Genomic DNA, 19,728 nt, shown 5'->3' with positions numbered 1-19,728 from the left:
CACCCCCCTCCGACAACGGACGGGGCGTGCGGTCCGGTGCTACCGTCCCCCGGTGACCTCGCTCCTGCAGCCCCCGCTGATCACCCGTCTGCTCGCCGCCGAGCGCATCCTGATCGCCGGCGCCGGCGGCGGCTTCGACGTCTACGCGGGCCTGCCGCTCGCCCTCGCCCTGCGGGCCGAGGGCAAGGAGGTGCACCTCGCCAACCTCTCCTTCAGCGAGCTCCACGCCCTGCCCGCCGAGGTCTGGCAGGAGCCCGACCTGGCCCTGATCGGGCCCGACACCCCGGCCCCGGAGGGCTACTTCCCCGAGCGGACGCTCGCCCGCTGGCTCCGGCTGCACGGCATGCCCGACCAGGTCTGGGCGTTCCCCCGGACCGGGGTGCGGCCGCTGCGCGCCGCCTACCGGGCCCTCGTCGCCCGCCTCGGCATCGACGCCGTCCTGCTGGTCGACGGCGGCACCGACATCCTGATGCGCGGCGACGAGGCGGGCCTCGGCACACCGGAGGAGGACATGACCAGCCTCGCCGCCGTCGCCGGGCTCGGCGAGGTCCCCGAACGGCTGGTCGCCTGCCTCGGGTTCGGCATCGACGCCTACCACGGCGTCAACCACTCCCTGGTCCTGGAGAACCTCGCCGCGATCGACCGGGCCGGCGGCTACCTCGGCGCCTTCTCCGTCCCGCGCGACAGCCGGGAGGGGATGCTCTACCTGGACGCGGTGGAGCACGCCCGGGCGGCGTTCCCCGAACACCCGAGCATCGTCCAGGGCTCGGTGGCGGCCGCGCTGCGCGGTCTGTTCGGCGACGTCCGGTTCACCGACCGCACCAGGGGCGGCAAGCTCTTCGTCAATCCGCTGATGACGCTCTACTTCGGGGTCACGGTGGAGGCGCTGGTCGCCGAGCACCGCTACCTGGACCGGCTCGAACGGACGGTCCTGATGCGCCAGGTCGCCACCGCCATCGGCGAGTTCCAGGACTCGCTGCCCGCCCAGCGGCCACCGCGGCAGTTCCCCCACTGACGCTCCGGGGTCCGGTCGCCGGACCCCGGCCCCGCGCGGCCTCCGCTCGTGAGCGCCCAGCGCGGCCGCCCTCGCGACCGCCCCGGGCCGAGGGCGGCAGGAGGTCAGCCGGTGGCGAGGCGGAACTCCAGGTTGCCGAAGCGCACCTGGTCGCCGGGGCGGACCCGGATGCCGCCGACGATCCGGTACCCGTTCACATGGGTGCCGTTGGTCGAGCCCAGGTCGTACAGCACCCAGTCGTCGCCCTCCCGGCGCAGCTCGGCGTGGTGCCGTGAGACCGACGCGTCGTTCAGCCGCAGCCCCGACCCGGGGAACCGGCCGATCGTCAACTGCCCGCCCCCGGAGTGGGGGAGGCTGAGCCCGGGCAGCCGCTCGGCCCGCCAGGCCCCGCCCAGACGCACGCCGAAGGCGGACACCCGGCCCACCGCGCGCAGCAGGAACCGTCCGACCGGGTTCCCGGCCGGCAGGTCGGCCATCACGGCCTTCAGTTCGGCGCGGCTGCTCGCCCGGAGGACGAGGTCCAGCCGGCCCAGAAAGGTGTCGTGCGACAGCCGGCCGTTCCCGGCGCCCTCCCGCAACGCGTCGAGGGCCTGTTCCCGCTCGGCCTCGGACGGCCGGACCACCTGTGTCCGGTTCTCACGCGACATCATGGACCGATTCTCGGCTGCCCCCGCCGACCTGTCCAGATTCCCCGGACTGCCGGTCCGACGCTCCCCGGGTGCGACGGTCCCCGGTCCGGCGGTCCGCCGGCGCGGATCAGGTCTTCCGCGCGGCCGCCACGATCTTGACCGTGGTGTGCAGGAACCGCGAGGTCACCACCCCCGGGTAGGACTTCCCGAAGAGATCGCCGGTGGTGACCCACTTCCCGTTCCTCAGGTGCACCACGACGAACGCGGTGCCGGGATCGGCGCCGAGCACCTCGTAGTCGCCCTTCGGCGAGGTGTAGGGGAGCGGGAAGTCCGCGGGCAGCGGCTCGGAGAGGAAGTTCAGCGTGAGCCGGACCTCCGGCGTCACCTCGACCTCCGCGAACGGCTCGGCGTCCAGCACCGCCTGGACCTCGTCCACCGTGCGCAGCAGCACCGGCACCGGGAAGCCCAGCTGCTCGGCCAGGTGCTGCTCGATCCGCCCGGTCAGCGCGGCGCGGGCCGCCGCGTCGGTGGGCTCGGCGGTGAAGAACACGTTGCCGCTCTGGATGTAGGAGCCGACGCGCTCCAGGCCCAGCTCGGCGAAGAGCGCGCGCAGCCGCTCCATCCGCACCGTCCGGCCGCCCACGTTCACGGCGCGCAGGAAGGCGATGTAGGTGGTCGTCGTGGTCACCCCGCCAGTGTGGCACCGGGCACCGACACCGCGCGGCGGCGCGACGCTCGTGCGGTGGCCGCGGACGTCCGCGCGATCTCCGTGCGACGTCCGCACGACGTCCGTACGGTGTCGGTGCCCGGCGGTCGTCCGGGGCCGGTGCCACACTGACGGCATGGCTACCTGGCAGGACTTCGAGCAGGAGGCGCCGGACCTGGCGCCTGCCATGCGGGCCCGTTTCGAGGCGAACAAGCACCACGTCCTGGCGACGCTGCGCAGCGACGGTTCACCCCGGGTGAGCGGGATCGAGGTGGGCTTCTTCGGGGCGGACGTCGTGCTCGGCTCGATGCACGACGCGATGAAGGTGCGGGACCTCCGCCGCGACGCCCGCTTCGCGCTGCACAGCAACCCGAGCGACGAGACGCTGGCGGACGGCGACTCCAAGCTGTCCGGCCGGGCCGTGGAGCTCACCGACGAGGCGGAGCGCGCCGCCTACGAGGCCGAGCTCCCGGAGCCGCCGCCCGGCCCGTACGACGCCTTCCGGCTGGAGCTGGAGCAGGTCGTGCACACCACCGTCGTGGGCGACGCGGTGCGGATCAGCTCCTGGCGGCCGGGCGAGCCGGTGCGGAGCTTCGAGCGTCGCTGACATTCGGCCGGAGGCACCGCCGGTACCCCGGGCCGGTAACGCCGAGCGGTACCGGCGGCCGCCCCTACGGCAGGACGGACCTGACCGCCTCCGGGGTGCGCGCCACCACGGCGTGCCCGTCGTCCGCGGTGATGATCGGGCGCTGGATCAGGATCGGGTGCTCGGCCATCGCCGCGAGCCAGCCGGCCCGGTCGTCGGCCTCCCGGCCCCACTGCTTCATGCCCAGTTCCTTGGCCACGGGCTCCTCGATCCGGACGATGTCCCACGGCTCCAGGCCCAGCCGCACCAGCACCTGCTCCAGCTCGGCGACGCTCGGCGGGTCCTCCAGGTAGCGCCGCACAGTGAACTCGGCGCCCGCGCCGGTCAGCTCGTTCAGTGCGCTGCGGCACTTCCCGCAGCGCGGGTTGATCCAGATCTCCATCCCACTACCCTACCGACCGGCGCCGACCCCGCCCCGCCCCCGCGCCGCCCGCCGTTCGCCGCCCACCGTCCGACCGTGCCCCGCCCCCGCGCCGCCCGCCGTTCGCCGCCCCCGGACCCGTGCCGCCGGACCCCACGGCGGCGCCCACCGCCCGTCGCGGGAACTCCCGTCCGTCCACCGACAGTTGTCCGTACCGTCGTTGGATCTACGGGAGGGGAATCCCGCATGGACGGTGCGTCGATCATCGAGCGTCTCATGACCACCGAGGGGCGCTTCGACCCCTACCCGCTCTACGCGCGGGCGCACGAGCTCGGGGCCGCCGCCCCGGCCGGCCCCGCGGCGGTCCTCGTGGCCGGTCACACCGCCGCCAACCAGGTGCTGCGCAACCCCGCCTTCGCCGTGGAGGACACCAGGACCCTCACCGCCGACAACGCGGACCTGCTCGTCCACCCCTCCGTCGTGCTGCTCGGCCACTCGGTCCTCCAGCGCAACGCCCCCGACCACGGCCGGGTCCGCTCGCTCGTCGCCTCGGCCTTCAACGCCCGCCGGGTCGCGGCCCTGCGCCCGGCGATCGAGAAGACGGTCGCCCGGCTGCTCGGCGAACTGGACGACGGCGGCGCCGACGGCTCGCCCGTCGACTTCATGGACGCCTTCGCCTTCCGCCTCCCGGTCGAGGTGATCTGCGAACTGCTCGGCGTCCCCGCCGCCGACCGCCACCGCTTCCGGGGCCTCGCCTCGGACCTCACCATCGCGCTGGAGCTCGTCCAGGACCTCGGCGAACTGGCCGCCGCCGACACCGCCGCGGAGGAACTGGAGTCCTACTTCACGGAGTTGGTGGCCGAACGACTGGCCAGGCCGACCGGCGACCTGGTCAGCGACCTGGCCCGGATCGCGGCCGACTCCCCGGACCGGATCTCCGGCGAGGAGCTGCTGGGCAACCTCGTCCTCCTCCTGGTCGCCGGCTTCGAGACCACCACCAACCTCCTCGGCAACGGCCTCACCCTGCTCTTCCGCCACCCCGGCGCCGCCGAGGGCCTGCGCACCGGCGGGCTCGACCCCTCGCTGTTCACGGACGAGGTGCTGCGCTACGACTCCCCGGTCCAGCTCACCTCCCGGATCTCCACCGCCCCCGACCTCACGGTGGCCGGCCTGCCCACGCCCACCGGCACCGTGGTGCTGGTGATGCTGGGCGCGGCCAATCGCGACCCGGCCCGCTACGCCGACCCGGACCGCTTCGACCCGACCCGCACCGACAGCCAGCCGCTCAGCTTCGGCGGCGGGTCGCACTTCTGCCTGGGCAGCCAACTCGCCCGGCTGGAGGCGGACATCGCCGTCCCGGCGCTGCTGGACCGCTTCCCCCGGCTGGCTCCCGCGGGCATCCCGGTCCGCCGTGACCGCCTCGTCCTCCGCGGCTACGAGTCCCTTCCGGTCACCACCCGCTGACGCCCGTGGCCGCTGCTCCGGCTCAGCTGATCCCTGCCGGGTCGGCGAGCCGGAGGCTGCGGGCGGACTGGTAGCGGCTCCCGGCCGAGGCGAAGGCGGCGGCCGAGGCCCGCACCCGGGCCGGGTCGCCGTCCAGGAGCGCCCGCGCCCGGTCGAGTTGGGCCTCGGCGACGGGGTTGCCCGCGACCGTGGCGCGGGCCCCGGCGAGCCGCTCGCGCGCCTCCGGGTGGCCGCTCAGCACCGAGGCCTCGACCCGCACCGCCGCGTACCAGTGCAGCCAGACCCAGGACACCCACTTCCACACCTCCTCCGGGGCGGGCGAGAGCCGCTCCAGCGCGGCCTCCGCCTCCCCCCGGTCGAGCAGCACCGTGGCGTCGAACACCGCGCCGTAGCCGTGGCGGTACTCCTCCTCGGTGCCCGCCCGCCCGGCGACGGCCAGCCAGGAGGCCCGGGCGCCGTCGTCGCCGCGCAGTCCGTGGACCATGGCGACCGCCGCGGCCGCCGGGCCGAGCGAGAACGAACGCGGCCGCCCGCCCTCCTCCCAGGCGTCGAGGAACCGTGCCCCACCCGCGAGCACGTCCTCCTCCTGCCCGGCGAACGCGTCCGCGACCAGCAGCCAGGACGTGGCGTGGTGCCCCACCTCGGCCGTCAGCGGATGCCCGGAGAGCTGCCGCCCCCACTGCCTGGCCCGGTCCAGTTCGCCGACGCCGATCGCCGTCGCGGCGGCCATCGCGAGCGCGTCCACCTGCTCGTGCGCGGTGGCCGGGGTGCGCGGCGCCAGGGCGAGCAGCTCGACCCGCCGGCGGGCGGCCCCGGCGGCCGCGAACGGCTCCCCGGCCCAGCTGTGCGCACCGGAGAGGGCGTCCAGAGCGGCGGACTCGGCGACCGGGTCGCCCGCGCGCCGGGCCAGGTCGACGGCCCGCTCGGCGTACCCGACCGTCTCCCGGGCCGTGTTGTCCGGGCTGCCCTGGACGGAGCCGTAGGCGTCCGCGAGCACGGCCGCCTCGGCGAGGGCGAGGGCGGCCGAGGCGGCTGGGGAGCCGTCGGACAGTTCCCGGGCCCGCGCCAGCAGGGCGGTCACCTCCGCGGCGGCGGGAAGGCGCGTGAACGTGCTGGAGAAGCGGTGGGCGACGGTGGCGGCGGCGGCCAGGTCGCGGGCGGCCCCGGCCGGGTCCCCGGCGTCGAGCGCGGCGGCCGCGGCGGCGCGGTGGAGCCGGTACATGTCGTCGCCGAGGCGCCGGCACCCGGCCACCCGGGCCGCCTCCCGCAGCGCGTCGGTGGCGTTGACGGCGTTGACGGCGTCGGTGGCGTCGGCGGCGTCGGTGGGGGAGTCCTCGGTGAGGGCGGTGGCAAGGGCGGCGGCCTGTTCGAGCCGCTGCTGGGCCTCGCCGAGCAGATGGCGGTCGAAGGCCAGCCCGGCGAGCCCGAGTGCGAGACGGCGGGCCCCGGGCCGCCGCTCGGGGCGTTCGGCGGCCCAGGCCAGCGCGGCCCGCAACTCCTCGGCCAGCGCGTCGAACCCGGCCTGCCAGCCGCCCTCCGGCAGCTGCCGTTCCTCGTCCGCCGCCCGCGCGAGTCCGTCCGCGCCGCCCAGGCACCAGTCGAGGTGGCGCCCCCGTGTCCGCGCCGACTCCCCGGCCCCGTCGAGCAGTTCGGCGCCGTACTGCCGGATCGTCTCCTGTGCCCGGTAGCGGGTGCCGTGCGCGGACGGGACGACGGTGAGCAGGCTCTGCTCGGCGAGCCGTCCGAGACCGTCGGCGACGGAGCCCGGGTCGAGCGGGGCGAAGCCCGCCACCGAGACCGCCGCCCCGGCCGTGAACGGCAGCACGAACGCCGACACCCGCCGCAGCAGCGCCCGGTCGGCGGGATCCAGCAGTTCGTGGCTCCAGTCCAGGACCGCCCGCACCGAGCGGTGCCGCTCGTCCGCGCGCGGGCCGCCCGCCAGGATCCGCAACTGGTCCGACAGCCCGTCCCGGAGTCCGTCCAGTCCGAGCGTCGGCCAGCGGGCGGCCGCCAGCTCGATCGCCAGCGCCATCCCGTCGAGCCGCTCGCAGACGGCCGCGATCCCGTCCCGGAGCGCCGGGTCGGGGGCCACCCCGGCCGCCGCGGTGGCCCGTTCGACGAACAGCGCCACCGCCTCCGACGTCGCGCCGCCGTCCCGGGACAACGGCGGTACGGGGAAGGCCCGTTCGAAGGGCACCAGCAGCCGGGCCCGGCTCGTCGCCAGCACCCGCACCTGCGGGCAGGCCGCCAACATCCGTTCCAGGAACGGCGCGACACCGTCCCTGACCTGCTCGCAGTTGTCCAGCACCAGCAGTGCCCGGCGTTCGGCCAGTGCGGCGCACACCGCCTCGTCGAGTCCCTGCCCGGGCTGCTCGCCGACTCCCAGGACGGCCGCGACGGCCGCCGCCACCCGGTCCGGCCCGGCGACCGGGGCCAGGTCGACGAACCACACCCCGTCGGTGAACCCGTCGGCCGCCCCGGCCGCCACCGCCAGCGCCAGCCTGGTCTTGCCCACTCCGCCGGGCCCGACCGCCGTCACCTGCCGATGGTCCGCCAACAGCGCCGCCAGCGCGGCACGTTCGCGCTCCCGTCCCACGAACGCCGTCAGCGGCGCCGGCAGCGCGGGGGCCGGTCGGGGCCGCTCGGCGCGGGCGAGTTCGACCGCCCGCCGGGACAGTGCCCGCCGGTCCGGCAGCGCCAACTTGCGCAGCAGCGACGAGGTGTGGGACTCGACCGTGCGGACGGAGATGAACAGCCGAGCGGCGATCTCGGCATTGCTGAGGTGTTCGCCGAGCAGCGCGAGCACATCGGCTTCGCGGGGCGAGATCACAGGAGTCGGCACCGCGTCATTATGCGGGGCGACTCCGTGGTCCGTTCCGTGGTCACCACGGATGCGGCCCCCGTCCCGCCCGGGGGAGGCTGTGACCAACGCCGCCGACGAGCACAGGAGTGAGAGACCATGACCGGACCGCGCACCCTCGCCGAGCGCCGCCAGGACATCGAACGGCGCCTCGCCGAGGACGTCGACGTCTGGGTGGCCACGGCCTCGTCGGACGGCGTGCCCCACCTCGTCCCGCTCTCCTTCGACCTGGACCGGGACGGCGGAGCGCTGCTGCTCGCCACCCCGGTCGGCAGCCCGACCGGCCGCAACCTCGCCGCCGCCGGCACCGTCCGGCTGGCCCTCGGCCACACCCGGGACGTCGGCCTGATCGAGGGCGAGGTCGAGGCCCTGGGCATCGAGGCCCTGCCGCGCGAGCGGGCGGACCGCTTCGCCGCCCGCACCGGCTTCGACCCGAGGGCCTCGGCCGTCCGGTACGGCTGGTTCCTGGTCACGCCCCGCCGCGTCCAGGCCTGGCGGGAGGAGAACGAGCTGGCCGGCCGCGAGCTGATGCGCGACGGCCGCTGGCTCGACGAAACGGTCAGTTCTTGAGAAGCCGTCCCCGGCGCGGTCGCGCCACCATGAAACAGTCCCGCCCCACCAGCCCCACCGAGGAGCCCACCATGACCGCCACTGCTGCGAAGACCGCCACGTCCAAGACCCCCGCCCAGTCCTTCGACGGCTTCACCGAGGACGAGCGCGCGGCCATGAAGGAGCACGCCAAGGAGCTGAAGGCCGCGGCCCGCCGCAACCCGCGCACCGCCAAGGCCGACGCCGAGCAGGAGGTGCTCGCCAAGATCGCCGAGATGGAGCCGGCCGACCGGGCCCTCGCCGAAGGCGTCCACGCCCTCGTCCGGGCCGCCGCCCCGGCCCTCACCCCCAAGCTCTGGTACGGCATGCCCGCCTACGCCAAGGACGGCAAGGTCCTCTGCTTCTTCCAGTGCGCCCAGAAGTTCAAGTCCCGCTACGCGACGCTCGGCTTCAGCGACGTGGCCACCCTCGACGACGGCGCCATGTGGCCCACCACCTTCGCCCTCACCGCCCTCACCCCCGCCATCGAGGCCCGCATCACCGCCCTCCTCACCGCGGCCACGGCCTGACCGCCCTCAACTCCCGCTGCCGGCTCCCCCTGTCCGCTGTGCCCGGAAGGCGCGCCGGTAGGCGGCGGGCGTGGTGCGCAGCGCCTCGTGGAAGCGGCGGCGCAGGTTGACGGCGGAGGAGAGGCCGACCCGGCGCGCGATGCTCTCCACCGGCAGGTCGGTCTCCTCCAGCAGGGCCCGGGTGGCGGCGATCCGCCGGTCCAGCAGCCAGCGTCCGGGGCTGATGCCCACCTGTTCGGTGAAGCGCCGGGTCAGCGTCCGGGCCGACACCTGGGAGCGGACGGCCATCTCGGCGACGCTCACCGGCCGGTCCAGCCGTTCGGCCAGCCACTCCAGCAGCGGGGCCAGCGAGTCGGTGGCCGGCGCGGGGGCGGGCAGTTCGGCGTACTGCAACTGGCAGCCCTCGCGGTGCGGCGGCATCACCATCTGCCGGGCGATCCGCAGCGCGTGCGCGGCGCCGTGGTCCTCGCGCACCAGGTGCAGGCAGAGGTCCGCCGCGGCCGCGGCGCCGGCGCTGGTGGCGACGTCGCCGTGGTCCACGTAGAGCACCCCGGGGTCGACCAGGACCTGCGGGAACCGGGCGGCCAGCTCGCCGGCCCGGGCCCAGTGCGTCGCGGCCCGGCGGTCGTCCAGCAGCCCGGCGGCGGCGAGCACGAAGGCGCCCGAGCAGAGGCCGACGACCCGTGCGCCGCGCCGGTGCGCCCGGGCGACCGCGTCGACCACCGCCGACGGCACCTCCGTTCCGGCCGGGTGCTGCCAGCCGGGCACGAGCACGGTGTCCGCGTCCTCCAGCGCCTCCAGTCCGGCCGTGACCAGGAGGTCGTAGCCGGCCCGGGCGCGGACCGGACCGGGGCGCTCGGTGCAGACCCCGAAGGCGTAGCGGGCGGGCACGGCCGGGCCGTGGTCGCCGAACACCTCGGAGGCGAGGGCCAGCGGGAAGGTGTCCTGCGGCGGCAGCAGCAGGGCCACCACCCGGTGCGGCCCCGGGGGCCCCGGGAGCGGACGCGGCGTCATGGCGGGAAAGTACCCCATCATGTCGTTGAGGACACTGGGGTGGGACGATTGGTCTGAACCACTATCGCTGCTGTGACCACCGCCGAGACGTTCACCCCACCTGCCCCGCACCCCTGCCCCGGCCCCCGGGACGTCCGGGGCCCGTTGTGGACCGGACCCTTCACGCTCTACTTCACCGCCCGTGCGGTCTCCCTGCTCGGCGACGCGATGATGCCCGTGGCCGCCGCGCTCGCGGTCGGCGCGCTGTACGGCGTCTCCGGGGCCGGTCTCGTCCTCGGCACCTGGACCGGCACGTTCGTGGTCCTGGTGCTGTTCGGCGGGGTGCTCACGGACCGGCTCGGCGCCCGCCGGACGATGGTCGCCGCCGATCTCGTACGGGTGCTCACCCAAGGCGTGCTGGCCGCCGCGTTCTTCGCCGGACGGCCGCCGTTCTGGCTGCTGGTGGCCATGGCGGCGGTGGCCGGTGCGGCCGTCGCGATGTTCCTTCCGGGGGTGAACGGGATGGTCCCGCTGGTCGCGGCCGATCCGCAGCGGGCGAACGCGACCCTCAAGGTGGCCGACGCGCTCGCCCAACTGCTCGGCCCGGCCCTGGCCGGACTGCTGATCGCGCTGACCGGCGCCGGGGCGGTGTACGCGATCGACAGCGGCACCTTCCTGCTCAGCGCCCTCTGCCTGACCCTCCTCCGGCCCACCGTCCGCACCGCTCCCACCACCCGCACCGGCGGCCCCCTTCGCCACGAACTGCTCCAGGGCTGGCGGGAGTTCCGCGCCCGCACCTGGATGTGGGCGGTGATCCTGGTCTGGATGGTCTTCGGCGTCCTGCTCTTCGGCCCGCTGGTACCGCTGGGTTCGGCGCTGGTCGCCGACCGGCTCGGTCCGAACGCCTACGGCCTGGCGGTCTCCTGCCTCGGCGTCGGCACGGTGCTCGGCGGCCTGGTGGCCCTGCGGCTGCGCCCGGCCCGCCCACTGGCCGCGGGTGCGGCGGCCATGGTCCTGTACACCGTGCTGCCGCTCTCCGTGGCCCTGGACGCCGGCCTGCCACTTCTCCTGGCGGGCCACGTCCTCGGCGGCGCCGCCCTGGCGTTCTGGTCGGTGATGTGGGCGACCAGCGTGCAGACCCACACCCCGCCCGCCGTCCTCAACCGGGTCTCCGCCTACGAGTTGGCGGGTTCGGTGTCCGGCATCTCGCTCGGCCAACTACTGGCCGGCCCGGCCGCCGCACTGGCCTCCCCGGCCCACCTGCTCCTCCTGTCGGCCGCCGCCTGCCTGGCCGGCTGCGCGGCCCTCCTCACCACCCCCGCCGTCCGCACCCTCCCCCGCACCGTCCCCACCGGGTGACCGCGCCCGGGTGACCGGCTCCTGCCGGTTGTGGATCACTCGTTCGGCGGCGGCTGCGGGGCGCTCTCCTGGCCCGCGAGTCGGTCGTTGTCCCGCTGCGCACCGATGGAGGTCGCGCCTCCCGGCCGGGTGCCGGCCTCCTGCTCCGGTTCGTCCTCGGCCGGGTAGGAGGTGGCGGCGGCACTCGCAGCGAATCCGACGGTGGTGGCGACGGTGCAGACGCACGCGACCGCCAGCACCGAGAGGGCCACCGGGACGGGGATCGTACTGCCGCGGGGCGTGGTCGTGTCGATGCAGACGAACCCGGCCACGGCGGCGAACGGCAGACCCAGGCCCACGTGCCCGCAGGACCCTGTTCGCCCCGGAGCCGCTGTCCAGCCCTGTCACCGGCAGCACCACGATGGTGCTGAACGCGGAAGATCGTTTCACAATCCCGGCGAGAACCCCTCACCGCTGGTGCGCTCCAGGGAGAGGTGCGCTTGCCGTTTCTCCCCCCGAGGAGCGCGTTGCCTTCGGGCAGTGGCAGGTTCACCCACTGCGCCACCAGCCGTTCCAGGAGGATCCCCTGGTCTCCCCGGCGGGTGGACTCGACTGCGAGGAATGGGTTCACCGGTAGCGGTCGACGAGCGCGTTGCCGATCGAGGCCAGGTGGGCCCGCACGTTCGGAGGACCGGTTACCTCGAGCCATTCGACGAGCCCGGCGAGCTCGCCGGCGAGGGTGTACTCGTCGCGGCCGCGGATGACGACCTCGATGCGGCCGTCGGTCGTGGTGCCTCCGACTTCGAGTCGATCACCGAGTCCGATCCGGAGTATGTCGATGCCGTGGGGTGTGCAGAGTGCCTCGATCTCCAGGGGAGTTCGCCTGCGTTCGACCTCGTCGGCGATCTCGCGCCAACTCCCGGCGAGGTCGAAGTCCTCGGGCCGGTCCACGGGATCGTCGGTCGGGTCGACGGAGGCCACGCGGTCGATCCGGAAGGTTCGTCGGCCGGCCTCGGTTCGGGTGACGAGGTACCACGACGGGCCTTTTGCGACGATGCCCAGCGGGTGGACGGTTCTCGTCGTTCCGGTGCCTCCGCCGTCGATGTAGCCGAGCCGCACCTGGACGCCGCGGATCACCGCGTCCCGGAGCTCGTCGAGGAAGCGGGGCGGTCGGTGCTCGGCCCGGTTCGCCCCCCACTGTCGTGAGTCCGTCACCAGTGACGCCGCCGCCGCCTCGGCCTGCACGCGGAACGGCTCCGGCAGGGCGTGGACGAGTTTGCGCAGGGCCGCTTTCACGGCTGGTGTCGCGGCCGAGGCCGGGCCGGCGACCAGGAACAGGGCCCGGGCCTCACCCGCGGTCAATCCCGACAGGTCGGTACGGGCGCCGCCCACCAGGCGCCAGCCGCCGCCCCGGCCTTGCGTGGAGTACACGGGCACCCCGGCCATGGCCAGGGCGTCGAGGTCGCGGCGGGCGGTGCGCTCGGAGACCTCCAGCTCCCGGGCGACCTCCGCCGCCGTCACCTGCTCGCGCCGTTGCAGCAACAGGAGGATGGCCACCAGCCGGTCGGTCCGCACGCCGACAAAGCTCTCACACAAACCGGTCATGAGATGACCGGTTTCGGGCGACAGGATGGCGACATGACCTCAATCGACTTCCCCGAGCCCACCCTCGTCCCGGTCAACGGTGTGGAACTCGAAGTCTTCGAATCGGGCCGGGAGAACGCGGGAAAGCCCATCGTGCTGTGCCACGGCTGGCCGGAGCACGCCTTCTCCTGGCGTCATCAGATGCCCGCTCTCGCCGCGGCCGGCTACCACGTCATCGCCCCGAACCAGCGGGGTTACGGCCGTTCGTCCCGCCCGGCCGAAGTGACGGACTACGACCTCGCACACCTGTCGGGCGACCTCGTCGCGCTCCTCGACCACTACGGCTACGAAGACGCCACCTTCGTCGGCCATGACTGGGGCGCGTTCGTCGTCTGGGGCCTGACCCTGCTGCACCCCGACCGTGTGAACAAGGTGATCAACCTGAGCCTGCCCTACCAGGAGCGCGGAGAGAAGCCCTGGATCGAGTCCATGGAAGCCGTACTCGGCGGCGACTTCTACTTCGTCCACTTCAACCGGCAGCCGGGCGTCGCGGACGCCGTCTTCGACGACAACGCCTTCCAGTTCCTCCGCAACCTGTACCGGAAGAACGAGCCACCTGCGGAGCCCCGGCCGGGCATGGCGCTGATCGATCTCGCCAGAGCGCAATCACCACGCGGAGAGCCCGTCATGAGTGACAGCGAACTCGCTGTCCTCGTCTCCGCCTTCGAAACATCCGGATTCACCGGCGGCATCAACTGGTACCGGAACCTCGACCGCAACTGGCACCTGCTGGCGGAAGCGGACCCGATCGTCCACCAGCCGACCCTCATGATCTACGGCGATCGGGACCTGGTGTCGAGGGCCGAGAACCTGGCCGAGTTCGTCCCCGACGTGGAAGTGGTCAGCCTGGACTGCGGCCACTGGATCCAGCAGGAGAAGCCCGAGGAGACGAACCGGATCATCACGAAATGGTTGGCAGATCAGGACCGGCCGAGCAGGCGGACCGGCTGAGGTGAGAGGCGGGCGATCAGAGTACTGAAGCGCACGCGGAGTCGATCCTCCTCCTCGGCGGCTTCAGCGGCTTCGAAGCGCTCCTCCAGATCCCCTGACCGTATCTGCCTCTGCTGTTGGGCTCCGGAGTCTGCGGGCCGGGTCTCCGTTTCACTCTCATGTCGCATCGCGAGTCGGCAGCGGTTCTCCTGCAGACGTTCCCGCAGGTCAGGAGAGGTCCTGACCTGCGGAACGATGCGAGGCCGACCTGCGTTCCCGCAGGTCGGGGCTACTCCTACAGGTCGTAGTAGAGCTCGAACTCGTGCGGGTGGGGGCGGAGGGCGATGGGGGCGATCTCGTTGGTGCGCTTGAAGTCGATCCAGGTCTCGATGAGGTCCGGGGTGAAGACGTTGCCCGCGAGGAGGTACTCGTGGTCGGCTTCGAGGGCCTCCAGGACGGCCGGGAGGGAGGACGGGACCTGGGGGACGTTGGCGTGCTCCTCGGGAGCCAGCTCGTAGAGGTCCTTGTCGACCGGCTCCAGGGGCTCGATCTTGTTCTTGATGCCGTCCAGGCCGGCCATCAGCATGGCGGCGAAGGCGAGGTAGGGGTTGGAGGAGGGGTCGGGGGCGCGGAACTCGATGCGCTTGGCCTTGGCGTTGGAGCCGGTGATCGGGATCCGGATCGCGGCGGAGCGGTTGCGCTGGGAGTAGACCAGGTTGACCGGGGCCTCGAAGCCGGGGACCAGGCGGTGGTAGGAGTTCACCGACGGGTTGGTGAAGGCGAGCAGCGACGGCGCGTGCTTGAGCAGGCCGCCGATGTAGTAGCGGGCGGTGTCGGAGAGTCCGGCGTAGCCCTGCTCGTCGTAGAAGAGCGGCACGCCCTCGGTCCACAGGGACTGGTGGACGTGCATGCCCGAGCCGTTGTCGCCGAAGATCGGCTTCGGCATGAAGGTGGCCGTCTTGCCGGCCCGCCAGGCGACGTTCTTGATGATGTACTTGAACAGCATCAGGTCGTCGGCGGCGTGCAGCAGGGTGTTGAACTTGTAGTTGATCTCCGCCTGGCCGGCCGTGCCGACCTCGTGGTGCTGGCGCTCGACCTCCAGGCCCGCCTTGGCGAGTTCCAGGGACATCTCGGCGCGCAGGTCGGCGAAGTGGTCGACCGGCGGGACGGGGAAGTAGCCGCCCTTGTACTTGACCTTGTAGCCGCGGACGTCGCCCTCGGTGGAGCCGGAGTTCCAGGCGCCGGCCTCGGAGTCGATGTGGTAGTACGAGGCGTTGGCGCTGGTGTCGAACCGGACCGAGTCGAACACGTAGAACTCGGCCTCGGGGCCGAAGAACGCGGTGTCCGCGATGCCGGAGGAGGCGAGGTAGGCCTCGGCCTTCTTGGCGACGTTGCGCGGGTCGCGGCTGTAGGCCTCGCCGGTCACCGGGTCCTGGATGAAGAAGTTGATGTTGAGGTGCTTCTCCTGGCGGAACGGGTCGAGCCGGGCGGTGGCGAGGTCGGGGACCAGGGCCATGTCGGACTCGTGGATTGCCTGGAAGCCGCGGATCGACGAGCCGTCGAACATCAGGATCTCGGACGGGTCGAACGTCGCCGCGGGTACGGAGAAGTGCTGCAGAACGCCTGGCAGGTCGCAGAAGCGGACATCGACGAACTTCACGTCGTTGTCCTGGATGAACTGCTTCACTTCGGCGGCGTTGTTGAACATCCATCCTCCTCGGCGTAGCGAATGGGGCTCACCCTAGGAATGGGCCGTTTCCGGCCGGTGACCCAGTCGTTTCCTGAATGTTAACCGCCGTCGTCGCGTGGGCGGCAAAGTCGTACGGTCCTGGACAAAACGCCTCGCCCGGCCAGGTGGGGACTGTGAAGTGGTCTGGACCACTGGGAAGGGCCGGGGGAAAGCCGGCGGTGGCCGATTCACTCTCCGGTGGCGGGCGGCCGAGGTGCCGGGCGACGGGCGGCCCGGCGCGGCCCGGCGCGGGCCGGGGAGGCGGTGGCCGCCCCCGGCGTTCGCCCGGTTAATGTGGATTCGTGGACACCAGAGAAGCGTTGGGATCGTGGATCGACGGCCCGAAGGCGGCCGCCGAGAAGATGGGAGCCGACTTCGGCTACCGCGGTGAGCGCCTCGGACTGCCCAAGGAGGGTTCCGGCTCGATCGCCGGCCCGGGCCGCCGGCTGGGGGCCCTGTTCGTCGACGGCTGGCTGGTCGCCGTCGTCGCCTACGGGCTGCTCGGCAACGGCTCCGCGGGCTCGGCGAACATGTGGACCACTCCGCTGCTCTTCGCCGTCATCGTGCTGCTGCTCGCGACCACCGGGACGACCTTCGGCAAGCGGCTGTTCGGCCTGCGGGTGGTCCGGCTCGACGGCGGCCGGGCGACCATCCCGCAGGTGCTGCTGCGGACGGCGCTGCTCTTCCTGGTGGTGCCGGCCCTGGTCTGGGACCGCGACACCCGGGGGCTGCACGACAAGGCGGTCGGCACCGTCGAGGTGCGGATCTGAGAGTCGGGGCCCGGATCTCGTAGCCCGGGCTACGGGATCCGAGATCCGGGCCCCGGCCCGGATCGGAGCCCCGGCCGGTACGAACGCCGGAACGCCGAACGGCCCCGTCGCGGAGGTTCCGCGGCGGGGCCGTTCCGGTGTCGACGGGGGAGGGGCTCAGCGAGCCTGGCCGCCCTTGGGCATCCGGGCGCCCTTGGGCATCGGGCCCTTGGGGATCGGGGCCTTGGAGAGCAGGTCGCCCAGCGCGCGCAGCCGGTCGTTGGTCTCGGTGACCTGGGCGGGCGTGATGGCGCGCGGCAGACGCATCAGGTGGATCTGCAGCTTCTTGAGGGGGACCTCGTCCTTGCCGTCGCCCACCACGATGTCGTGCACCGGCACACCGTCGCCGACGACCCGGGCCATCTTCTTCTTCTCGGACGCGAGCAGCTGGCGGACCCGGTTCGGGTTGCCCTCACCGATCAGCGCGATGCCGGCCCGGCCGACGGCGCGGTAGACCGCGTCCTGGCTGCGGGTGACGGCCACCGGCGTGGAGTTCGCGCTCCAGCCGCGCCGGATGTTGTTCAGCACAGCGGCGACGGCGCCCGGCTGCCCCTCCATCTGGCCGAACGCCGCACGCTCCGCCCGGCGTCCGAAGACGATCGCCATGGCCAGGAAGGCCACGATGAAGCCCAGGATGCCCAGGTAGACGGGGTGCTCGATCGCGAAACCGATGGCCAGGAACACGCCGAAGGTCAGCAGGCCGACGCCGGCGATGATCAGGCCGATCTTGGTGTCGACCTTCTTGGTCATGGTGTATGCCAGGCGGATCTGCTTCAGTCGCCCGGGGTTCTCGGATGTTTCCCTCGCCATAACGCTCATGGTACGTGGCGCGGGTACGGGATATCCAAGCCCGGGTACCCGTTCGCCCCGAACCGTGACCCGGGTGTCCCTGTTCCGCCCGGTGTGTCGGCCCCCGGAGCGCTTCCGGAGTGCTCCCGAAGTACGCCTGAAGTACCCCCGGAGTGCGCCTGGAGTGCCCTCCTCCACCACCACCCGGACGCCCCGCCGCCGTCAGCGGCGCGCGGACCTCGCGGCCCCGCCCACCGGACCGCCCACAGGGGCACCCGACGGCCCGCCGTCGAGCTCCCGCGCCGCCGCGTGCCTGCGGTTCTCGCAGACGGCGGCCCAGGCGTTCCGCCGCGCCTGGCGCTGGCCGCCCGCCAGCAGCACGCTCTCGGCCAGCCGGAGCGCGGTGCCCACCGACCGGAGTTCCATCCGGAAATCGACCCGCATGCCGAAACAGCTCCCCTCGGACCGGGCGGACGCGCGGGCGGACCCGTGACCGGGTGCGCGCGGAGGTGCGGTCGCGCTCGGAGGTGTGGCTGAGAAAAATCGAACACTCATGGAGACGCCATCATCCCCACTCCGTGTTACCAGTCCGTGACCAGGCAGTCAAAGTCCGGTGAAGCGAAAGGGGCGGAGCCGAAGCTCCGCCCCTCCGATGGCGTGAAACCGTCGCCGCTGCCCGTCGGGCCGCCGCGACCGGGACCACCGCCGGCTGTCAGACCGCCGCAACCGGGGCCGACGCGGCCGTCCCGCTCTGCCGCTCGCGGTGCTCCAGCGCCTGCCGGTACAGCCGCCCGGCGCGGTACGAGGAGCGGACCAGCGGGCCGGACATGACCCCGGCGAAGCCGAGCTCCTCGGCCTCCTGCTGCAGCTCGACGAACTCGTGCGGCTTGACCCACCGCTCCACCGGGTGGTGGCGCAGCGACGGCCGCAGGTACTGGGTGATGGTGATCAGCTCGCAGCCGGCCCCGACCAGGTCGGCCAGCGCCTGGCTGACCTCCTCGCGGGTCTCGCCCATGCCCAGGATCAGGTTGGACTTGGTGACCAGCCCGGCCTCGCGGGCCTGGGTGATGACGTCCAGCGAGCGCTCGTAGCGGAACGCCGGGCGGATCCGCTTGAAGATCCGCGGCACGGTCTCGACGTTGTGCGCCAGCACCTCGGGGCGCGAGGAGAAGACCTCGGCCAGCTGCTCGGGAACCGCGTTGAAGTCCGGGATCAGCAGCTCGACGCCGGTGCGCCCGGTCTCGCGGCCGGCGGTCAGCGCGTGCACCTGGCGCACGGTCTCCGCGTACAGCCAGGCGCCGCCGTCCGGCAGGTCGTCGCGGGCGACGCCGGTGATGGTGGCGTAGTTGAGGTCCATCGTGACGATGGACTCGGCGACGCGGCGGGGCTCGTCCCGGTCGAAGTCGGCGGGCTTGCCGGTGTCGATCTGGCAGAAGTCGCAGCGGCGGGTGCACTGGTCACCGCCGATGAGGAAGGTCGCCTCGCGGTCCTCCCAGCACTCGAAGATGTTGGGGCAGCCGGCCTCCTGGCAGACCGTGTGCAGCCCTTCCTTCTTCACCAGCGACTGGAGGGCGTTGTACTCCGGCCCCATCTTCGCGCGGGTCTTGATCCACTCGGGCTTCCGCTCGATGGGGGTCTCGCTGTTGCGGACCTCCAGGCGGAGCAGCTTCCTGCCGTCGGGCGCGACAGCGGACACGTGCGACTCCTAGAACTAGACGGGGTACCCCCAGGGTACGCCTGTGCTTGTACGGCCTTCGCCGGGGCCGGGACCCCGCAATCGCAGGGCAACAGGGCTACCGGCAAGTAGATTCCCGGGTTGCGGGACCAGCTGCGGGACCGGGCCCGGCGACGGGCGCGAACGCGCGCACCCGGCCCCCGGGCTCAGCGCCCGGCCGCCGGCTCCGGCAGCTCGGCGAGCACCTCGGCCAGGTGCTTCTCGACCAGCGGCAGCGCCTCGGCGACGGGGAGGGCCCGCCCGAGCTCGCCGGCCAGCGAGGCGACCCCGGCGTCCCGGATGCCGCACGGCACGATCCGGTCGAACCAGGTCATGTCCGGATCGCAGTTCAGCGCGAAGCCGTGCATGGTCACCCCGCGCGCGACCCGGACGCCGATCGCGGCCAGCTTGCGGTCGTCGCCGCGCTGCCCCGCGTTGGACGGCGCGTACTCCGGACCGGCCAGTCGCGGGTCGATGCCCAGCGGCAGGCCCATCCGCAGGGTGAGCTTGCCGATGTCCACCACCTGCGAGGGGTCCACCACCGCGTCCGGGATGTCCCCGCCCAGCACCCAGACGCCGCTGCGGCCCTCGACCCGGGTGGTCCCGACGCCGAACGCGCCGCAGGCCCGGATCAGCGCCTCCTCCAGCCGCCGCACGTACGCGATCACGTCGATCGGGTCGGGCAGCTTGACGATCGGGTAGCCGACCAGCTGGCCGGGGCCGTGCCAGGTGATCTCGCCGCCCCGGTTCACCTCGACCACCGGGGTGCCGTCCAGCGGCAGGTCCGCCGGATTGGTGCGCTTGCCCATCGTGTACACGGGCTGGTGCTCCAGCAGCAGCACCGTGTCGGGGATCTCGTCGGCGACCCGGAGGGCGTGCAGCCGCTGCTGCTCCTCCCAGGCCTCCTGGTACGGGACGGCACCGTCGCCGATGCCCATCCGGACGAACCGAACGTTCTCGCTCACCGCTGCTGCTCCTTGCCA

Annotated in this window: 20 protein-coding genes; 8 read left to right on the top strand and 12 right to left on the bottom strand. The window is 73.2% G+C overall.

Annotated features, from left to right (window positions below; translation table 11 throughout):
- Positions 1 to 52 precede the first annotated feature (52 nt).
- Entirely contained in the window at positions 53 to 1,015 is a 963-nt protein-coding gene (locus ACW14Y_RS13855; protein WP_380302153.1) for a DUF1152 domain-containing protein, read from the top strand.
- Positions 1,016 to 1,119: 104 nt separating this feature from the next.
- Here the strand turns inward: ACW14Y_RS13855 and ACW14Y_RS13850 are convergent, their stop codons facing one another.
- Both ACW14Y_RS13850 and ACW14Y_RS13845 read right to left on the bottom strand, forming a co-directional pair.
- Positions 1,120 to 1,665: an FHA domain-containing protein gene (locus ACW14Y_RS13850; protein ID WP_380302155.1), complete on the bottom strand. Its 546-nt coding sequence runs from the start codon at positions 1,663 to 1,665 to the stop codon at positions 1,120 to 1,122.
- A gap of 106 nt (positions 1,666 to 1,771) precedes the next feature.
- Positions 1,772 to 2,332 carry a DUF1697 domain-containing protein gene (locus ACW14Y_RS13845; protein ID WP_380302157.1) on the bottom strand — a complete coding sequence of 187 codons (561 nt, stop codon included), beginning with the start codon at positions 2,330 to 2,332 and terminating at the stop codon, positions 1,772 to 1,774.
- Between the two features lie 154 nt (positions 2,333 to 2,486).
- Here ACW14Y_RS13845 and ACW14Y_RS13840 point away from each other — a divergent pair, with 154 nt between their 5' ends.
- Positions 2,487 to 2,957 carry a pyridoxamine 5'-phosphate oxidase family protein gene (locus ACW14Y_RS13840; protein ID WP_456986896.1) on the top strand — a complete coding sequence of 157 codons (471 nt, stop codon included), beginning with the start codon at positions 2,487 to 2,489 and terminating at the stop codon, positions 2,955 to 2,957.
- Positions 2,958 to 3,021: 64 nt separating this feature from the next.
- Here ACW14Y_RS13840 and ACW14Y_RS13835 read toward each other — a convergent pair whose 3' ends face one another.
- The gene (locus tag ACW14Y_RS13835) at positions 3,022 to 3,378 is read right to left on the bottom strand and encodes an arsenate reductase family protein (RefSeq protein ID WP_380302161.1); all 357 of its coding nucleotides are present in this window, start codon (positions 3,376 to 3,378) and stop codon (positions 3,022 to 3,024) included.
- 225 nt (positions 3,379 to 3,603) lie between these two features.
- On the opposite strand from ACW14Y_RS13835, the gene ACW14Y_RS13830 reads away from it, so the two are divergent.
- The gene (locus ACW14Y_RS13830; protein ID WP_380302163.1) at positions 3,604 to 4,821 is read left to right on the top strand and encodes a cytochrome P450; all 1,218 of its coding nucleotides are present in this window, start codon (positions 3,604 to 3,606) and stop codon (positions 4,819 to 4,821) included.
- 22 nt (positions 4,822 to 4,843) lie between these two features.
- Here the strand turns inward: ACW14Y_RS13830 and ACW14Y_RS13825 are convergent, their stop codons facing one another.
- Positions 4,844 to 7,663 (bottom strand): ATP-binding protein, encoded by a 2,820-nt coding sequence (locus tag ACW14Y_RS13825; RefSeq protein WP_456986893.1) that lies wholly within the window; start codon positions 7,661 to 7,663, stop codon positions 4,844 to 4,846.
- A 117-nt stretch (positions 7,664 to 7,780) separates the two neighbouring features.
- On the opposite strand from ACW14Y_RS13825, the gene ACW14Y_RS13820 reads away from it, so the two are divergent.
- Positions 7,781 to 8,251, top strand: coding sequence for a pyridoxamine 5'-phosphate oxidase family protein (locus tag ACW14Y_RS13820; protein WP_380436607.1), 471 nt, complete (start codon positions 7,781 to 7,783; stop codon positions 8,249 to 8,251).
- 71 nt (positions 8,252 to 8,322) lie between these two features.
- Complete coding sequence (locus tag ACW14Y_RS13815; protein WP_380387774.1) at positions 8,323 to 8,799, top strand: iron chaperone; 477 nt, start codon at positions 8,323 to 8,325, stop codon at positions 8,797 to 8,799.
- A 6-nt stretch (positions 8,800 to 8,805) separates the two neighbouring features.
- Here ACW14Y_RS13815 and ACW14Y_RS13810 read toward each other — a convergent pair whose 3' ends face one another.
- Positions 8,806 to 9,813, bottom strand: a complete 1,008-nt coding sequence (locus ACW14Y_RS13810) for a GlxA family transcriptional regulator (protein WP_456986890.1) — start codon at positions 9,811 to 9,813, stop codon at positions 8,806 to 8,808.
- A 72-nt stretch (positions 9,814 to 9,885) separates the two neighbouring features.
- Between ACW14Y_RS13810 and ACW14Y_RS13805 the strand changes: the two genes are divergently transcribed.
- Positions 9,886 to 11,151, top strand: a complete 1,266-nt coding sequence (locus ACW14Y_RS13805; RefSeq protein ID WP_456986888.1) for an MFS transporter — start codon at positions 9,886 to 9,888, stop codon at positions 11,149 to 11,151.
- A 35-nt stretch (positions 11,152 to 11,186) separates the two neighbouring features.
- Here the strand turns inward: ACW14Y_RS13805 and ACW14Y_RS13800 are convergent, their stop codons facing one another.
- Both ACW14Y_RS13800 and ACW14Y_RS13795 read right to left on the bottom strand, forming a co-directional pair.
- Complete coding sequence (locus tag ACW14Y_RS13800; protein WP_456986886.1) at positions 11,187 to 11,489, bottom strand: hypothetical protein; 303 nt, start codon at positions 11,487 to 11,489, stop codon at positions 11,187 to 11,189.
- A gap of 268 nt (positions 11,490 to 11,757) precedes the next feature.
- The gene (locus ACW14Y_RS13795; protein ID WP_456986884.1) at positions 11,758 to 12,726 is read right to left on the bottom strand and encodes a helix-turn-helix transcriptional regulator; all 969 of its coding nucleotides are present in this window, start codon (positions 12,724 to 12,726) and stop codon (positions 11,758 to 11,760) included.
- Between the two features lie 42 nt (positions 12,727 to 12,768).
- Here ACW14Y_RS13795 and ACW14Y_RS13790 point away from each other — a divergent pair, with 42 nt between their 5' ends.
- On the top strand, positions 12,769 to 13,725 hold the full coding sequence (locus ACW14Y_RS13790; RefSeq protein WP_456986882.1) for an alpha/beta fold hydrolase: 957 nt from the start codon (positions 12,769 to 12,771) through the stop codon (positions 13,723 to 13,725).
- A gap of 274 nt (positions 13,726 to 13,999) precedes the next feature.
- Here the strand turns inward: ACW14Y_RS13790 and glnA are convergent, their stop codons facing one another.
- The gene (glnA, locus tag ACW14Y_RS13785; RefSeq protein WP_266268981.1) at positions 14,000 to 15,412 is read right to left on the bottom strand and encodes a type I glutamate--ammonia ligase; all 1,413 of its coding nucleotides are present in this window, start codon (positions 15,410 to 15,412) and stop codon (positions 14,000 to 14,002) included.
- 323 nt (positions 15,413 to 15,735) lie between these two features.
- Here glnA and ACW14Y_RS13780 point away from each other — a divergent pair, with 323 nt between their 5' ends.
- Entirely contained in the window at positions 15,736 to 16,203 is a 468-nt protein-coding gene (locus tag ACW14Y_RS13780) for an RDD family protein (protein WP_030391549.1), read from the top strand.
- Between the two features lie 156 nt (positions 16,204 to 16,359).
- Here ACW14Y_RS13780 and ACW14Y_RS13775 read toward each other — a convergent pair whose 3' ends face one another.
- From ACW14Y_RS13775 to lipB, 4 genes are all read right to left on the bottom strand, one after another.
- Positions 16,360 to 17,052 (bottom strand): DUF4191 domain-containing protein, encoded by a 693-nt coding sequence (locus tag ACW14Y_RS13775; protein ID WP_380309980.1) that lies wholly within the window; start codon positions 17,050 to 17,052, stop codon positions 16,360 to 16,362.
- A gap of 201 nt (positions 17,053 to 17,253) precedes the next feature.
- On the bottom strand, positions 17,254 to 17,475 hold the full coding sequence (locus tag ACW14Y_RS13770; RefSeq protein ID WP_456986879.1) for a hypothetical protein: 222 nt from the start codon (positions 17,473 to 17,475) through the stop codon (positions 17,254 to 17,256).
- 268 nt (positions 17,476 to 17,743) lie between these two features.
- Positions 17,744 to 18,727, bottom strand: a complete 984-nt coding sequence (locus ACW14Y_RS13765; RefSeq protein WP_456986877.1) for a lipoyl synthase — start codon at positions 18,725 to 18,727, stop codon at positions 17,744 to 17,746.
- Positions 18,728 to 18,912: 185 nt separating this feature from the next.
- Positions 18,913 to 19,683: a lipoyl(octanoyl) transferase LipB gene (gene lipB / locus ACW14Y_RS13760; protein WP_380309982.1), complete on the bottom strand. Its 771-nt coding sequence runs from the start codon at positions 19,681 to 19,683 to the stop codon at positions 18,913 to 18,915.
- Between the last annotated feature and the right edge of the window lie 45 nt (positions 19,684 to 19,728).

Source organism: Kitasatospora sp. cg17-2 (assembly GCF_054031055.1).
Note: the sequence above shows the minus strand (reverse complement) of the source record. Positions and strands in the feature narration are given on the sequence as shown.

Coding starts and splice junctions, on each gene's coding strand:
- ACW14Y_RS13850 (WP_380302155.1), bottom strand. CDS start 1,665: ATGATGTCGCGTGAGAACCGGACACAGGTGGTCCGGCCGTCCGAGGCC.
- ACW14Y_RS13840 (WP_456986896.1), top strand. CDS start 2,487: ATGGCTACCTGGCAGGACTTCGAGCAGGAGGCGCCGGACCTGGCGCCT.
- ACW14Y_RS13835 (WP_380302161.1), bottom strand. CDS start 3,378: ATGGAGATCTGGATCAACCCGCGCTGCGGGAAGTGCCGCAGCGCACTG.
- ACW14Y_RS13830 (WP_380302163.1), top strand. CDS start 3,604: ATGGACGGTGCGTCGATCATCGAGCGTCTCATGACCACCGAGGGGCGC.
- ACW14Y_RS13820 (WP_380436607.1), top strand. CDS start 7,781: ATGACCGGACCGCGCACCCTCGCCGAGCGCCGCCAGGACATCGAACGG.
- ACW14Y_RS13815 (WP_380387774.1), top strand. CDS start 8,323: ATGACCGCCACTGCTGCGAAGACCGCCACGTCCAAGACCCCCGCCCAG.
- ACW14Y_RS13810 (WP_456986890.1), bottom strand. CDS start 9,813: ATGACGCCGCGTCCGCTCCCGGGGCCCCCGGGGCCGCACCGGGTGGTG.
- ACW14Y_RS13790 (WP_456986882.1), top strand. CDS start 12,769: ATGACCTCAATCGACTTCCCCGAGCCCACCCTCGTCCCGGTCAACGGT.
- glnA (WP_266268981.1), bottom strand. CDS start 15,412: ATGTTCAACAACGCCGCCGAAGTGAAGCAGTTCATCCAGGACAACGAC.
- ACW14Y_RS13775 (WP_380309980.1), bottom strand. CDS start 17,052: ATGGCGAGGGAAACATCCGAGAACCCCGGGCGACTGAAGCAGATCCGC.
- ACW14Y_RS13770 (WP_456986879.1), bottom strand. CDS start 17,475: ATGCGGGTCGATTTCCGGATGGAACTCCGGTCGGTGGGCACCGCGCTC.
- lipB (WP_380309982.1), bottom strand. CDS start 19,683: ATGGGCATCGGCGACGGTGCCGTCCCGTACCAGGAGGCCTGGGAGGAG.